General features: G+C 37.8%; 12 protein-coding genes and 4 tRNA genes. All 16 read left to right on the top strand.

The annotated features are described in order from the left end of the window. Nucleotides 1–41 precede the first annotated feature (41 nt). The 16 genes from AC27GZ_RS06395 to AC27GZ_RS06470 all read left to right on the top strand — a co-directional run bounded on the left by AC27GZ_RS06395 (nucleotide 42) and on the right by AC27GZ_RS06470 (nucleotide 14,878). Complete coding sequence (locus tag AC27GZ_RS06395; protein WP_487094073.1) at nucleotides 42–854, top strand: polyphosphate kinase 2 family protein; 813 nt, start codon at nucleotides 42–44, stop codon at nucleotides 852–854. An 828-nt stretch (nucleotides 855–1,682) separates the two neighbouring features. Then, nucleotides 1,683–2,108, top strand: a complete 426-nt coding sequence (gene ybgC / locus AC27GZ_RS06400) for a tol-pal system-associated acyl-CoA thioesterase (protein WP_487094074.1) — start codon at nucleotides 1,683–1,685, stop codon at nucleotides 2,106–2,108. Further along, a complete protein-coding gene (gene tolQ, locus AC27GZ_RS06405; RefSeq protein ID WP_487094075.1) occupies nucleotides 2,098–2,781 on the top strand; it encodes a protein TolQ in 684 nt (227 codons plus the stop codon). The genes ybgC and tolQ overlap by 11 nt, the downstream gene beginning before the upstream one ends. Nucleotides 2,782–2,808: 27 nt before the next feature. After that, a complete protein-coding gene (gene tolR, locus AC27GZ_RS06410) occupies nucleotides 2,809–3,234 on the top strand; it encodes a protein TolR (RefSeq protein WP_487094076.1) in 426 nt (141 codons plus the stop codon). A gap of 1 nt (nucleotide 3,235) precedes the next feature. Further along, nucleotides 3,236–4,165, top strand: coding sequence for a cell envelope integrity protein TolA (tolA, locus tag AC27GZ_RS06415; protein ID WP_487094077.1), 930 nt, complete (start codon nucleotides 3,236–3,238; stop codon nucleotides 4,163–4,165). Between the two features lie 41 nt (nucleotides 4,166–4,206). Continuing rightward, nucleotides 4,207–5,550 (top strand): Tol-Pal system beta propeller repeat protein TolB, encoded by a 1,344-nt coding sequence (tolB, locus tag AC27GZ_RS06420; protein WP_487094078.1) that lies wholly within the window; start codon nucleotides 4,207–4,209, stop codon nucleotides 5,548–5,550. Between the two features lie 75 nt (nucleotides 5,551–5,625). After that, nucleotides 5,626–6,177 carry a peptidoglycan-associated lipoprotein Pal gene (gene pal / locus AC27GZ_RS06425; protein ID WP_487094079.1) on the top strand — a complete coding sequence of 184 codons (552 nt, stop codon included), beginning with the start codon at nucleotides 5,626–5,628 and terminating at the stop codon, nucleotides 6,175–6,177. Nucleotides 6,178–6,282: 105 nt separating this feature from the next. Continuing rightward, on the top strand, nucleotides 6,283–7,080 hold the full coding sequence (gene ybgF, locus AC27GZ_RS06430; RefSeq protein WP_487094080.1) for a tol-pal system protein YbgF: 798 nt from the start codon (nucleotides 6,283–6,285) through the stop codon (nucleotides 7,078–7,080). A gap of 152 nt (nucleotides 7,081–7,232) precedes the next feature. Then, nucleotides 7,233–7,308 (top strand) — tRNA-Lys (locus tag AC27GZ_RS06435). Nucleotides 7,309–7,398: 90 nt separating this feature from the next. Beyond that, nucleotides 7,399–7,474: transfer RNA gene (locus tag AC27GZ_RS06440), tRNA-Lys, on the top strand. 93 nt (nucleotides 7,475–7,567) lie between these two features. Continuing rightward, a tRNA-Lys gene (locus tag AC27GZ_RS06445) sits at nucleotides 7,568–7,643 on the top strand. 230 nt (nucleotides 7,644–7,873) lie between these two features. Then, complete coding sequence (gene nadA, locus AC27GZ_RS06450; RefSeq protein WP_487094081.1) at nucleotides 7,874–8,932, top strand: quinolinate synthase NadA; 1,059 nt, start codon at nucleotides 7,874–7,876, stop codon at nucleotides 8,930–8,932. A 238-nt stretch (nucleotides 8,933–9,170) separates the two neighbouring features. Continuing rightward, nucleotides 9,171–9,260: transfer RNA gene (locus AC27GZ_RS06455), tRNA-Ser, on the top strand. Between the two features lie 607 nt (nucleotides 9,261–9,867). Further along, nucleotides 9,868–11,517 carry an ABC transporter transmembrane domain-containing protein gene (locus AC27GZ_RS06460; protein ID WP_487094082.1) on the top strand — a complete coding sequence of 550 codons (1,650 nt, stop codon included), beginning with the start codon at nucleotides 9,868–9,870 and terminating at the stop codon, nucleotides 11,515–11,517. Beyond that, a complete protein-coding gene (locus tag AC27GZ_RS06465) occupies nucleotides 11,514–13,553 on the top strand; it encodes a peptidase domain-containing ABC transporter (protein ID WP_487094083.1) in 2,040 nt (679 codons plus the stop codon). The genes AC27GZ_RS06460 and AC27GZ_RS06465 overlap by 4 nt, the downstream gene beginning before the upstream one ends. Further along, nucleotides 13,553–14,878, top strand: coding sequence for an HlyD family type I secretion periplasmic adaptor subunit (locus AC27GZ_RS06470; protein ID WP_487094084.1), 1,326 nt, complete (start codon nucleotides 13,553–13,555; stop codon nucleotides 14,876–14,878). Before AC27GZ_RS06465 ends, AC27GZ_RS06470 begins: the two co-directional genes overlap by 1 nt. Nucleotides 14,879–14,882 lie beyond the last annotated feature (4 nt).

Genomic DNA, 14,882 nt, shown 5'->3' on the forward strand with positions numbered 1-14,882 from the left:
TTAGATATAGTAGATTAATTATTTTTACTTGAATCAAATGTATGTATAAGCCTTCAGAGATAATCATAGAGCAACATCCTCCAACACTTTCACAGGTTGATTTAACACAATCAATGCCTGATAAAGCTTACTATGAAAAAAAGCTTCATAAATGGCAAAAGCGCATGTTACAGGTTCAACAGGCTTATTTTAGACAAGGTAAGCGCGCCATTATTGTTTTTGAAGGTTGGGATGCAGGTGGTAAAGGTGGCTCAATTCGCCGCTTAACTGAAAAACTCGATCCCAGAGGCTTTACTGTTTATCCAATCGCAGCTCCCTCAGCTGAAGAGCAAGGAAAACATTATCTTTACCGTTTTCAAACGAAATTACCTGCAGCGGGCACTTTAGCTATTTTTGATCGTTCATACTATGGCAGGGTGTTGGTTGAGCGTGTCGAAAAGTTTGCCACTGATATGCAGTGGCAACGAGCTTATCAAGAGATTAATGAGTTTGAAAGATTATTGTCTGATGACGGTGTGCGCATCATTAAAGTTTTTCTTCATATTAATGAAGAAGAGCAATTAAAGCGCTTTGAAGAACGATTAAATAACCCGAATAAACGCTGGAAATTGACCGTAGAAGATTTTCGAAATCGCACTAAGTGGTCAGACTATCAGCAAGCGATTAACGATATGTTTGCTCAAACCTCTACAATAAATAACCCTTGGTCAGTGATTGCGGGTAATCATAAATGGTTTGCGCGTATTAAGGTATTGAAAACAGTGGTTGAAAACCTTGAAGCAGGTATTGATACTTCTCCGCCACCTGTTGATCAACATTTAGCCTCCATAGCAAAAGATTCGTTAGGCATATAGTGGAAATCGCCTAGCGTAAAAGCAAATAAAGTTTTGCAAAGAACAGTTTTGTTTATTTTAAAAATTGGAATAAAAAAAGCCCACAACCAAGGTTGTGGGCCAACTTAAAAATAAAGTTGATAGAAGGAAGCCTGTAAAATAGACAACTTCAAGAAACATGTCAGAGAGAAAAGATAACAAAGTATCTAATCAAAGCCTTCTAGTAAAAGATGTTTCTACAGGGGAAGTAAATTCATCATTGCGCTAACTTAAGAAGTTAAACCAGAAAACAAGGGTAGTGTAGAGTTTGTTACTTTTTTTGACAAACAAAAAAAAATAACATTTCGCATTAGAAAAACTAATGTTATAAATATGAAGGGTTCTTGTGCATACATATCCATTTTATAACGTATTTTAGGCAGCTTTCTTGCTATTTCTTGAATAACTATTTAAGAGGTAAATATTACCTAATGATTAGTTATATTAGTAATTATAAAAAATAGTGCTTTTATTTCAAATAAAGTAAGTATTTGGCCAATTCAGAGCTTTTCATGAAAGTTAGCACTTTCCTGAAAAGCTTCACACGCGCGAGTTTAAAGGCTTATAAGCCACATTACTCATTTAGATAAGAAGGATAACCATTACTTACATTCAAAGTATTGTCTTCCTTGCTAAGAGCCACTTTAATTATCGATGAATGATCAAAAAGTTAATTCAATTGGTTTCATGGTAAAAAAACTTTTTTTTGGCACTAAAGTGTAATTATTCATGTTTAACGTCTTGTTTGTCAGCTAGGTTATCTATTACTATAGATTCATCTTTTATTTTACCCATTAAAACCTGCTGTAAATGCCAAAAACAAGCCAACGCTATGCTGTACGAGTTTACTATGAAGATACCGATGCAGGTGGGATTGTTTACTATGCAAATTATCTAAAATTTTTTGAGCGTGCTAGAACTGAGTGGTTAAGAGAGCTTGGTATCAATCAAACAAAGTTTTTAGAACAAAATATAGGTTTTGTGGTCAGAAAAGTTGAGATGAATAATCTTGCTTCGGCTATGTTAGATGACCTACTTGAGGTAAGCTCGGTAATTACTACTTTAAAACGCGCTAGTTTAGTGTTTCATCAACAAATTACCAACCAAGCACAACAAGTGATATGTACTGCGGTAGTCCACGTTGCTTGTGTGAAATTTCAAAACCAAGACTCACAAAGAGCAAAGCCTGTGGCTATTCCAGAATCGATATTAGGAGCGTTAAAACGTGTCTGCTGAATTTTCAATTTTTGAACTTGTATTAGAAGCCAGCTTATTGGTTAAGTTTGTTATGTTAACCTTGTTGGCTTTTTCTATTGCCTGCTGGGCTATGATCTTTCAGCGTCGTCAAGCGCTTACCCTCGCAAAGACTCAATTAAAAGACTTTGAAGATAAATTTTGGAGCGGGGCGGATTTAAGTAAACTGTACAATGAAATTTCAGTAAAGCCACAAATTCAAGGTATAGAAAGTTTGTTTGTCGCAGGTTTTAAAGAATTTGCGCGTTTACGCAAAAGTAAAATTAATGATCCTCATACCATAGTAGATGGTACTCACCGTGCAATGCGTGTTGCATTATCTCGTGAAGTTGACAGTTTAGAAACCCATTTACCTTTCATGGCAACGGTTGGCTCTATTAGTCCCTATATAGGATTATTTGGTACCGTTTGGGGAATTATGAATTCTTTTATTGGTTTAGGTGCAGTACAACAAGCAACGCTAGCTATGGTTGCGCCGGGTATTGCAGAAGCTTTGATTGCAACGGCAATGGGCTTATTTGCGGCAATTCCTGCCGTTATGGCTTTTAACCGTTTTAGCCATAAAGTTGAAAAGCTTGAAAATAGCTATGGTAACTTTATGGAAGAATTTTCAAGTATTTTACAACGACAGTCTGTTATTGAGCCGCAAGCATAATCGCAAGAAGAATTAAGAGCAAAATCTATGTATCAAAGAGTTAGACGCAGAAAAGTTGCTGAAATCAATGTTGTTCCTTACATTGATGTTATGCTGGTACTGCTGATTATATTCATGGTTACCGCCCCCTTAATTACCCAAGGTGTAAAAGTTGATTTACCCAAAGCCGACGCTGAGCCTATGGATAAAGATACTAAGCCACCATTGGTTGCTTCAGTGGATGCACAAGGCTTGTATTATATTACACTTGGCGCTAACGATAAGGAGCCGTTATCCGCTGAAGAAGTTGCCACGTTAGTGAAAGCGCATTTAATGATAAATCCAGATACACCCGTTGTAGTTAATGGAGACGGCGCCGTTTCATATGATGCTGTTATTCAGTTGATGGTTTTATTACAAACCGTGGCTGGAGTGCCTTCAGTAGGCTTGATGACTGATTCATTGGAGAACTAACGTGAATCAGAAGTACGAACGCGCCACACTCATTAAAGCGACATGGTTAAGTATCATTCTACATACTGCCTTATTAGCGGTATTGTTTATGGGGGATTTTAGTAATCCTTTAAAGCCGAAACAAAGCCCCACCATTGCTGAAGTAAAACCCATTGAAGCTACTGTTGTTGATGCTGAGAAATTACAACAAGCTATTAATAAAATTAAAAAACAAAAAGCAGACGATGCTGCTGCAGAAAAAAGACGTCTTAGAGATATTGAAAAGCGTGCTAATGAAGCCAAAAAACGACGAGCACAAGAAGAAGCACGTATTAAGAAATTAGAAAAACAACGTAAACAGAAAGAGCAAGAGAAAAAGAAAGCAGATAAAGCAGCCAAAGATGCTGCTGCAAAAGCGGCAAAAGCAGAATCGATAAGAAAACAAAAAGAGCAAGAGAAGCAAAAAGCGGAAGATGCTGCTGCACTTGCACGATCTAAACGTTTAAAAGCTGAAGCTGCTGCGAAAAAAGCCGATGAAATTCGTAAAAAACAAGCAGAAGAACGTCAGCGAAAAGCAAAAGAAGCTGCTGATAAAGCCGCTCGTGAAAAACTTTTAGCTGAGCAAATGTCCGCAGAAATGGCAACCCGTAATAAAGCTAGGCAGCAACAACGGATGTCTGAAGTTCAGCGTTACGGTGCTCTGATAAAAAATATGATCGATCAGAGAATGATAAAAGATCGCAGTACAATGGAAGGAAAGTCTTGTAAATTAACCATAAGTCTTGCACCATCAGGCAATGTACAATTTGTGACTAATGGTACCGGTGATCGAGTCGTTTGTGATGCCGCTAAACAAGCGATTTATAAAGCGGGCACTTTACCAGTATCGAAAGATCCTGAAGTGTTTAAATTAATGAGCAAAATTGACGTATCAGTTGTACCCGAGTTTTAACTGAATCTATTAATAACAGCAAATAGCATAATAAGTGAACAATGAAAATTAAATTACTCCTTGGCCTTTTTATAACCTTACTTTCCACTTCTGCGATGGCGACACTAGAAATAGTGATCACTGGCGGCATAGATAGTGCTCGTCCCATTGCTATAGTTCCTTTTCAATGGCAAGGCGTTGGCGAGCCTCCAGAGAAGATTACAAAAGTTATCAGTGATGATTTATTACGAAGTGGTAAATTTAGCCCAATCAGTGCAGATAAATTCCCACAAATACCAACAACGGCCAGTGTACTTGATTATACCGCGTGGGCTAGTCTAGGTGTAGAGGCTGTACTAGTTGGTAAAATTGAAGAAAGCACCATAGGTAAGTACCAAGTGAGTTATCAATTGGTGGACGTCATTCGAGGCCAAATCACAGGTGGGCAAGCTTCTATGCTCAGTAATGGCGAATTAGTGCAAACGCAAGATCATATTTTGAGTCAAAGTAGTGCGCTAATTTCTAGTAGCCAATTTCGTCGTTATGGTCACACAATTAGTAATGCGGTCTATGAAGCTTTAACGGGCAGTAAAGGTGCGTTTTTAACGCAAATTGCTTATGTTATTGTTCGTGATCAAGGAAAGTTTCCTTATCAATTAGCTTTTGCTGATTATGATGGTTTTAACGAGCAAGTATTGTTAAGTTCTAAAGAGCCATTAATGTCACCGTCTTGGCATCCAGATGGTGAACAATTGACTTATGTTTCGTTTGAAAACCGCCAAGCACAAATTCATACTATGAATATTTACACAGGTCAGCGACAATTAATAAGCTCCTTTAAAGGTATAAATAGTGCCCCGAGATTTTCACCTGATGGTAAAAAAATGGCGATGGTATTATCAAAAGATGGCAATCCAGATTTATACGTAATGACGTTAGCAAACAAAAAATTACGTCGAATTACCCGTAATAGATCCATCGATACGGAGCCAAGTTGGTCACCTGATGGTAATTCTTTAGTATTTAGTTCAGAACGGGGTGGTAAACCGCAGCTATATCGCGTAAATTTAGTCGATGGTAAAATTAGACGCTTAACCTTTGATGGTGAAATGAATTTAGGTGGCTCTATAACACCAGACGGTAAACAACTCATTATGGTTAACAGAACACGTGGTCAATATCGCCTAGCGAAACAAGAATTAGATTCTGGCTTATTCCAAGTGTTAACTGAAACTCGTTTAGATGAATCGCCTAGCGTTTCACCTAATGGCGGAATGATAATATACTCAACCTTGCATAATAAAAGGCAAGTGTTGGGCTTGGTGTCGGTAGATGGGCGCTTTAAAGCGCGTTTACCAGCACTGGATGGTCAAGTGAAATCACCTGCTTGGTCACCGTTTTTATAAGGCTTAGGTTTTTATCTAAGTTAAACAAAATTTTAAATATTTAAATTACTATTGTTTCAAATAAGGAAAAATAATATGCGCTTAAACAAAACTCTAAAAAACGCTGTCATTGCTTTACCATTATTAGCTTTAGCTGCTTGTAGCTCAAATGATGAAGGCAGTGATGAAACGACAGTTGATACCAATGCCGAAATGGTTGCTGCTCAACAAAAAGCAGAAGCAGAAGAGGCAGTTAGAGTTCAAGCTGCTAAGAAAGCTGCTGAAATCGAAGAACAAAAGCGTCAAGAGCTTGCAAAATTGCGTGCGGAACATATTGTTTATTTCGACTTTGATGTATCGAATGTTAGCGATGAATATGCAAGTATTTTAGATGCGCATGCTAAGTTCTTAACGGCTAACTCAAATGTTAAAGTAGTTATTGAAGGTCATGCCGATGAGCGTGGTACTCCAGAATACAACATTGCGCTAGGTGAACGTCGTGCTAAAGCGGTAGAAACTTATTTAGCAAATATGGGTGTATCAGCTGAGCAGTTATCTGTTGTAAGTTACGGCGAAGAAAAGCCAATGGTTAAAGATCGCTCTGAAGAAGCGTTCGCTAAAAACCGTCGTGCAGTAATCGTATACTAATAGCTGGCTGTTAAAAGCCAAATATTAATAGCTACTTACTAATAGTCAATATTAGTAAGTAGCAAAGTACTAAGTCATAATTCTTAGTAATAGATAGGTCAATAAATGAAACTAGCCTTTCCAAATCGAACGGCTTTATTTACTGCAATGCTTACTGCTAGCGTGTCTACTTCATTAGCAGCTCAAGCACCAGTTATAGATGTTAGTTCTTCAAATCAAGCTTCGTCGCAAGCTACAAGCTCTTTAGCCGAACAATTAGCCAACGTAGAGCGAAAGCTTGATGCACGAAATCGCGCACAAGTGAATGTACAACGTCAACTTGATGATATGCAAGTTCAAGTGAATGAGTTACGTGGTGTTACTGAGTTACATACTCACCAACTTTCTCAAGTGTTAGAGCGTCAACGAGAGCTTTATCAAGAGCTTGATAGACGTGTTAGAGAAGCGCTTCAGTCAACGCCTCAAGTACCTAGTGCTATTGCAGTAGATGCAAGTGCAGCATCACAAAATTACAGTGATGACTTAACTGAAAATGAAACCTACGATAAAGCGCTAAATATGGTGCTTAAAGAAAATCGTTACGAAGAAGCTATTCCTGCTTTTCATGCCTTTAATAAAGCTTACCCACAATCTTCTTATGCCCCTAATGCGCATTATTGGTTAGGTCAGCTATTATTTAATAAAGGTGAGCTAGTTGAGTCTGAGAAGGAATTTGCCATAGTTGTTGAACAACACCCAGATTCAGGTAAACGTCCTGACGCGCTATTGAAACTTGGGATAGTCGCGCAGAAGCAACAAAATAACACGAAAGCGATCACCTTATTTCGCCAGTTATTAAGTGAGTACCCTGATTCAACATCAGCTCAGTTGGCAAAACCGCGTTTAGAAAGTTTAATTCAATAATTACTTTTTTGATTGCTGAGAAAATTAGCGCTTTGCTTTGTTTTTAAGCAAACAACAAATAAACGTTAAAAAAACGAAATTTGTTGTTGCACTAAATTTTTTTATCAGTATCATATGCGGCGCGTTGAGGCACCAACCTTATCGCACTATGTCGGCCGTTAGCTCAGTTGGTAGAGCAGTTGGCTTTTAACCAATTTGTCGAAGGTTCAAATCCTTCACGGCCGACCACTTTCAAAAGCGCTAGGAGCGCTGGGCATTAGCCCAATTGCAGGAAAGCCATTAGAAAAAATTAGATACATATCTAATAATACAATATGTCGGCCGTTAGCTCAGTTGGTAGAGCAGTTGGCTTTTAACCAATTTGTCGAAGGTTCAAATCCTTCACGGCCGACCACTTCTTATTTAAGCTTTAAGCTAATTATTTAAAGCTTACTTAGTACTGCTACTATACTGTAGCTTGAGTTATACTCAATAAAAACCTTATTGTCGGCCGTTAGCTCAGTTGGTAGAGCAGTTGGCTTTTAACCAATTTGTCGAAGGTTCAAATCCTTCACGGCCGACCACTCATTCAATTTAGTCAAAATTTTCAATTCAAGAATTAACTTATTAGAGGCTGATAGTTTCCAACGACTGTTCCAGCTACCTGAAAATACTAATTAATATCACCGCCAATACTCTATAAGCTATCACATAGCGATGACTAGCCTAACTCTATACTACACTTTTTCTTCCAATTCCCTTATAATCTCCGCCTTTTTAAGACCTTTAGTTACCCTGAAAACTGAGATAGATAATGAGCCAATCTAATGCCGCTGTGGATTTTGATTTTCAATACCCAGCCAAACCTGCTGTTTTAAACGCCGATGAAAAAGCACAATATATTGAAAAGATAAAATCGCTATTAATTGAAAAAAATGCTGTGCTTGTTGCTCATTATTATACAGATCCAGAAATTCAAGCGCTTGCTGAAGAAACGGGTGGTTGTGTTGCCGACTCATTAGAAATGGCGCGTTTTGGTAATCAGCACCCAGCAGACACTTTAATTGTAGCTGGTGTTAAATTTATGGGTGAAACTGCAAAGATATTAACACCTGAAAAAACCGTATTGATGCCTGAATTAGAAGCAACTTGCTCTTTAGATTTAGGTTGTCCTATAGAAGAATTCTCAGCTTTTTGTGATCAACACCCTGATCATACAGTTGTGGTTTACGCAAATACATCAGCAGCGGTGAAAGCACGTGCTGACTGGGTAGTGACTTCTAGTATCGCACTAGAAATTGTTGAAATGTTAGAAAGCGAAGGCAAACCTATTTTATGGGGGCCAGATCGTCATTTAGGCTCTTACATTGAAAAGGAAACAGGCGCTGAAATGCTTATGTGGCAAGGAGCGTGTATTGTTCACGATGAGTTTAAAGCAAAAGCATTAAGTGATTTAAAAATTCAGTACCCTGATGCCGCGGTACTTGTCCATCCTGAATCACCAGCAAATGTTGTGGAAATGGCCGATGCGGTTGGTTCAACAAGCCAATTAATAAAAGCCAGCCAAGAATTGCCAAATCAACACTTTATTGTTGCAACCGATAAAGGCATTTTTTATAAGATGGAACAAGCCAACCCTAATAAAACTTTTGTTGCAGCGCCAACTGGTGGTAATGGTGCAACTTGTCGTAGTTGTGCAAACTGTCCTTGGATGGCAATGAATGGCTTAAAATCGATTGCTGATGCCTTAGAAAGCCCTATTGGCAAAGAGATCACTGTTGATGAAGCTCTTGCAGAAAAAGCGCTTATTCCATTACACAGAATGTTAAACTTTGCCGCTGAAAATAAGTTAAAAGTTAAAGGTAATGCTTAATAAAACCTAAACGATTTTATTTTAAGCAAAAGCTTGGTTTTATTCATTTATTATCTAATTACACTTGCGCCTTATGTACTTTTTCTCTACCATAGCGCAGTTTTTATAACAATATAAACTGGTGAGCTGGCTGAGTGGCTGGTATGTTGAATTGCCACGCATGGCGTGTGCATCAGCCAATGATTGTTGTTGCAAAAAAACGTGTTGATAGCACGTTAAAAAATATTAAATAATTATTGGTGAGCTGGCTGAGTGGCTGAAGGCGCACGCCTGGAAAGTGTGTTTAGGTTAATCCCTAACGAGAGTTCGAATCTCTCGCTCACCGCCATATTCTGTTTGGCTGTATTTGATAGTATTAGAATACGGACAAGCACAGGAATTTTAGAACAAATTTACGGCAATTTTTGAATTGTCTAACCTCAATAAACTATCTGCTTTCCTTTCACTTTTTAGAGGATGCTCTAGCAAGAAGCTTTTCCTAAAAAAATGAGCAATAATTCAGCTATCTAAACTCTATCCTTGTTAAATACCTTCCTTAATAGACATCAATTTTTCAACTAATTTTTACATAGTGTTTCTCTATACGAGTTTGAGTAGACTATACTTCACGATGTTAGAAATTATGTTGCGTTTTATAGACTTAATAGTGATAAATTAATATGTTAGCATTACTAATGATTTTGAATTGATATTGATTTTAATTGAAGGATTATGCCAACCTCATTATATAGTTATAAAGGACTGTTTTTTATATTAATCGCATTATTTCTATTGTATTGTAATTGTTAGAATATTGGCATTAAAGTACAAGTAGCAACAATTGTAAGTTTTTAGAAAAATCATTTATAAAAAAACACCTCATGTCATGTTTTAATCAAACGTACTTAGTTTCCTGGTCCTTTAATTGGACAGAACAATAACAAATGGGAATATACATGAATAAAAGTACCGAGTTAATTAGGGAAAGCAAATTTCAGCCAACATTAATGTTGTCTTCCTTATTTATCAATCTGCTTTCGTTAGCTTTGCCTTTCACAATGCTTCAAATATACGACAGAATTTTGCCTAACCAAAGCCATGGAACCGCAAATATTCTAGTTATGGGAGTAACCATTGCTATATTTATTGAAATGCTCCTGCGTTATACGCGAAGCTGGATGCTTGCCTCTGCTGGGGCGAATTTCGAATTAAAGGCTACAGCAATGGTTGCTTCTTCTATATTAGCGTCAGATCACAATCAAGCTGAGAAATTAGGCACGGGTAAGATTTTGCATGGTTTGACCAATATCTCTGCAATGAGAGATCTTTTTTCTGGTCAAACTGCTGTTGCGTTAATGGACTTTCCTTTTGTTCTTTTATTTTTAGGACTTGTTGCTTATATAGGGGGAGCTTTAGTTCTGATACCAATAATTGTTTGGGCGATTGTTATTGTGTTTGTTATTGCCATAGGCAAAAAATTGGCGAAGCTGAATTCTGAATTGTCACTTTCAGATGGGGAACGTACACGATTATTATTTCTAGCGTTAACAGGAATTGAAAACACTAAAGCGCTGGCACTAGAACCAATGTTTCAAGATAAATATCGCCAGACTAATTTCCAAAAGGTTGAGTTACAACAGAATATAGATTGGTTGTCGTCGCAATTGCAAGACTTTATACAGGGAGCTTCGCAATGTACAACCTTACTTATTGTATTACTAGGCTGTTTATCTGTATTGGCTGGCGATCTAACAACGGGTGGGCTCGCTGCTTGTTCAATTCTTGCTGGCCGTGCAGTAGCACCTTTAAGTGCCATCATAAGCTTAAGATCACGTTTAATATCAGCTAAAAATGCAATGAACCAAGTAGATGAACTACTTGATTTACCTAGCGAGAAGTTCTTAGCATCGAAGGAATATGGCCAGAAATTACCGCTAGGCCCGATTCACCTAGAGAATGTAACAGCGTTACATAGTAGTGGAAAAATTGCTGATTTTTCTTGCTCTATAGAACCCGGTCAGTTGGCTGTAGTTCAGTCAAATCCAATTACCCATGCTGACGTTGTTTTGAAAGCTATCGGTGCTTACCTTTCTGTTGGTAAGGGCAAAATTTCAATTGATGGCATAGAAATTATGCAGCACAGTTTAATTGAGTTTCGACAGTCCGTTATATATTTACCAACTGAATCTGCACTATTTGATGGTACTGTGATGGAGAATATGACCTTTTTTCAATCCCAATATGAGCCATATGCGATAGAACTCGCTGATAAACTAGGCTTAAGCTTGATTATTGGCAATTTAAGTAATGGTTATCAAACAAAAGTAGGAAGTGAAAACGATCATCATTTAAACCAAGGAGCCATTAAGTTAATCGCTTTAATCAGAGTGATGGTTCAAAGCCCGTCAATTCTATTGCTAGAAGAGCCCTTTGTTTCCTTAGATATTGATACGCAAAATAAGTTAATTGATTTATTAACTGAGTTAAAAGGAAGTATGACTGTTGTATGTGCAACCTACAGTAAAGAAGCAACTGAGTTAGCTGATGTAGTTTTTTCTATAGAACCGACTGACGCCTCGTTGAAATATGATGAGGTAGAATCATGAAATCAAACGAATTTAAGCTCATATTGATAGCTTTGCTAAAAGAAGTTGGTTTATTTGCTCAAGCGCAAAGTGCAGAAAAAAACCAATATTTTGATGAGTTAGATACTGCTACTTTCACACACGCGCTTAGGAAGTATGGTCTGTCGATAAGAGTACTGAAATCTGATCGAGATATGTTACTTGATAGCATTTATCCTTTTGTGGTTATTCCCGACGAATCTGCTTCTAACATATATAAGCGTGTCAATAGTCACTTTGAAATGTTACAAGAGGGCAATTGGCAAAAAGTAGCATTGTCAGATATACCGGTTAATGATGGGCGTTTAGTGCTCATTGAAGGTGTTCCAAATCATCAAACTTCGGCTAAAGAGTTCGCTAAACAGTTAAGTAAACGTATTAAGTGGTATAAGCCAGTATTTTTATTGAGCTTACTAGCAAACTTAGCCGCCTTAGCTGTACCGCTGTTCACGATGTCAGTCTATGATAGGGTTATTGGGGGACAAGCCCCAGCTGCTTTGCCAAATATTGCAATTGGTGCAGTGTTAGCTATCGCAATTTTTGTTGGTGCTCGACTTGCTAGAGCGAAGGTATTATCTATTGCCTCAAACCGATTTTCTAGAGAGCTATCTGAACTGACTTTTTATAAACTGTTGAATTTACCATTAATGGTGCTTTCTCGAGTAGGAATAAGTAACCATATAGCCCGTATGCGCAATGCAGAAAAAGTAAGGGCGCTGCTATCAGGCCCAGCTGGTGCAGGGTTAGTTGATTTACCGTTTGCAGCCATAGCTATTATTACTATTGCCTTCTTAAGCGGTTGGCTTGTAATGATACCTATTGTGATGTTAGGTGTTTATTACTTTGTCCTTAAGGTTATTAGAAAATATGCAAAAGAAGCGCAACCTACGATTTCCGGCCAATATCAAAAAGCATTAAATGAATTAGCGAGCAATGCTCTTCATATCAAAATGAGTGGAAATGTTGATAACTGGAAAATGAAATTTCTACGTCTTGCCAGAGAAAATGTTAGACAGAACTTTAATTTTGCCAAACGTAATGGCTTAACAGCATCAGTAGCGCATGCAATGGGCTTGTATACAGCTTTGGTTACTGTATTTGTTGGTGTATATCTAGTTATAGAGCAAGTTCTCACTCCAGGGGCTTTGATTGCTTGTGTTATGTTGATTTGGCGTATAACAGGTCCAGCTCAACTTGCTTTTACCTCTTCAGATAAAATAAAAGTATTAAAAGGAACCGTCGAGCAGTTTGATCGCTTTATGCAGGTGAAAACAGAAGAAAACAGCCAACAAATTGATGTTGTTGATACTGCTATCGCTCCGGCAATTTCAGTACAACATGCTACGATAAAGTTTACGGCACAAGCAGAGCCTGCTCTATCAGGAATAAGTTTTGATATCGAAGCTGGTGAACATGTAGCAGTTATTGGTCCTAATGGCTCAGGAAAAACTACTCTATTACAAACTATTATCGGCATTTTAGAGCCTCAAGCCGGTTTTATAACCATAAACAATAAAAACCTCCAACAGTATGATCCCAAGTTACTTAGGCAATTTCTAGGATATAGCCCACAACATAGTGAATTAATTTCTGGTACTTTGGCTGAAAACCTACGTATAAGTAATCCTAATGCTACTGATAAAGAGTTGTTAACGGCACTTGAGCAGGCAGGCGCAATAAGTCTTTATCAAGCATTTGATAACAATTTACATAAACCTGTATTTGGACACACTCTAAATGCAGTATCGGCAGTAGAAGCTAGGCATATTGGATTAGCGCGAGCATTGCTAAAACAGTCAAAGTTTTTGGTTATAGATGAGCCTATTGCCAATCGTAACCCTTATGCAAAACAAGCGTTTTTGAAAACCTTAAAATCATTGAAAGGAAATACAACGGTGGTGTATACATCTCATGATCAAGAGCTTATAGAGCATGCGGATAAAATAGTTATTTTAGACAAGGGTAATTTAGTATTTGCCGGGCAACCTTCTCCGGCAGTTAATGAGGAGAAAGGTTAATGGAAGAGCGTAAATTAGCTAATAGAGTTTGGCCTGAAAATGAGTTTTCAGAAGCAATTGAAGCACCTTTAGAAAAAAAGATTATCAAGAATATTACCCTAGCGATCAGTATAGCAGTTGCTTCACTGGTACTGTGGTCGATATTTGCCTCGGTAGAAGAAATAGCTAAAGCACGTGGTCAAGTCGTGCCTTTAGGTCATAAGCAAGTGGTACAAAGCCAATTAGGTGGCACTATTTCATCTATTGCCGTAGAAGAAGGTGATGTTGTTCAAAAAGGAGATGTTTTAGCACAGTTTGTTGCGATAAATAGTGAATCTGCAAAAGAAGAATTATTAGGCCAACAAGCCAACTTAAAGTTAACTATTGAGCGAATGGAAGCATTCATTGCAAATAGAACGGCAGACTTTTCAGAATATACCGCCCAATATCCTAACCTTGTTGTTCAACAACGTCAGGCATTGTTAGGCATGATAAGTGAACGTGATGCTATTAAAGAGCTTTCTGATGCCGAACTCTCAAAAAGCAAGGCAGAGTATCAAGCGCTTGAGAATGAAATACCGACACTATCACATCAAATAAGTGCATCTGAAAAAACCGTCGGTATGATGACCGAATTATCAAAAACTGGTGGAGTTTCTAAAGTACAGTTACTTGAGTCACAGCAAAAACTGGATACTTATAAACGTGAATTAACGGTAATGCAAGGTAAAGAAAAAGTCTTAGCCAGTGAATTGATTAACCTTGAAAAGCAATTAAAACAGAAACAAGCAACTATTATGAAAGAGGTTAGAGAGGTTCTTACAGATAAACAAGCTGAACTGTTAGTCGTACAAGCAAGGTTGAAATCATCGGATTCTGATGTACTACAAAACACAATCACTTCTCCCGTAGATGGCATCATTCAAACTTTACCAAGTACCTCTGAAGGTAGTGTTATAGCGCCAGGAGGAACGGTTGCGGTAATAGTTCCAACCACTGAAACAGCCTTAATCGAAGCTAAATTATCCCCACGTGACATAGGCTTTGTTAATGTCGGTCAAAAAGTACGCGTCAAAATAGATGCTTTTGACTACAGTCGTTATGGTGCTTTAGATGGTGTTGTTAAGAAAATTTCCCCTACTACGGATGCAGATGAACGCGGTGGTGTTTTTTACAAAGTACAAGTATCAATTGATAAACCATACTTTGGCGACACTCCCGGACGTTTTGACTTGATTCCTGGCATGACTGGTGAAGCTGATATTGTTACAGGTGATAAAACAGTATTCCAATACCTTTGGAAACCAGTCTTTACGAATGTTTCAACGGCATTTGGTGAGCGATAAAAAT

The sequence above is a fragment of the Colwellia sp. SU-HH00943 genome (genome assembly GCF_057546125.1).

Excerpts from the sequence above, each read along its gene's own strand:
- AC27GZ_RS06395 (WP_487094073.1), top strand. The coding sequence starts at position 42 with ATGTATAAGCCTTCAGAGATAATCATAGAGCAACATCCTCCAACACTT.
- ybgC (WP_487094074.1), top strand. The coding sequence starts at position 1,683 with ATGCCAAAAACAAGCCAACGCTATGCTGTACGAGTTTACTATGAAGAT.
- tolR (WP_487094076.1), top strand. The coding sequence starts at position 2,809 with ATGTATCAAAGAGTTAGACGCAGAAAAGTTGCTGAAATCAATGTTGTT.
- tolB (WP_487094078.1), top strand. The coding sequence starts at position 4,207 with ATGAAAATTAAATTACTCCTTGGCCTTTTTATAACCTTACTTTCCACT.
- pal (WP_487094079.1), top strand. The coding sequence starts at position 5,626 with ATGCGCTTAAACAAAACTCTAAAAAACGCTGTCATTGCTTTACCATTA.
- ybgF (WP_487094080.1), top strand. The coding sequence starts at position 6,283 with ATGAAACTAGCCTTTCCAAATCGAACGGCTTTATTTACTGCAATGCTT.
- nadA (WP_487094081.1), top strand. The coding sequence starts at position 7,874 with ATGAGCCAATCTAATGCCGCTGTGGATTTTGATTTTCAATACCCAGCC.
- AC27GZ_RS06460 (WP_487094082.1), top strand. The coding sequence starts at position 9,868 with ATGAATAAAAGTACCGAGTTAATTAGGGAAAGCAAATTTCAGCCAACA.
- AC27GZ_RS06465 (WP_487094083.1), top strand. The coding sequence starts at position 11,514 with ATGAAATCAAACGAATTTAAGCTCATATTGATAGCTTTGCTAAAAGAA.
- AC27GZ_RS06470 (WP_487094084.1), top strand. The coding sequence starts at position 13,553 with ATGGAAGAGCGTAAATTAGCTAATAGAGTTTGGCCTGAAAATGAGTTT.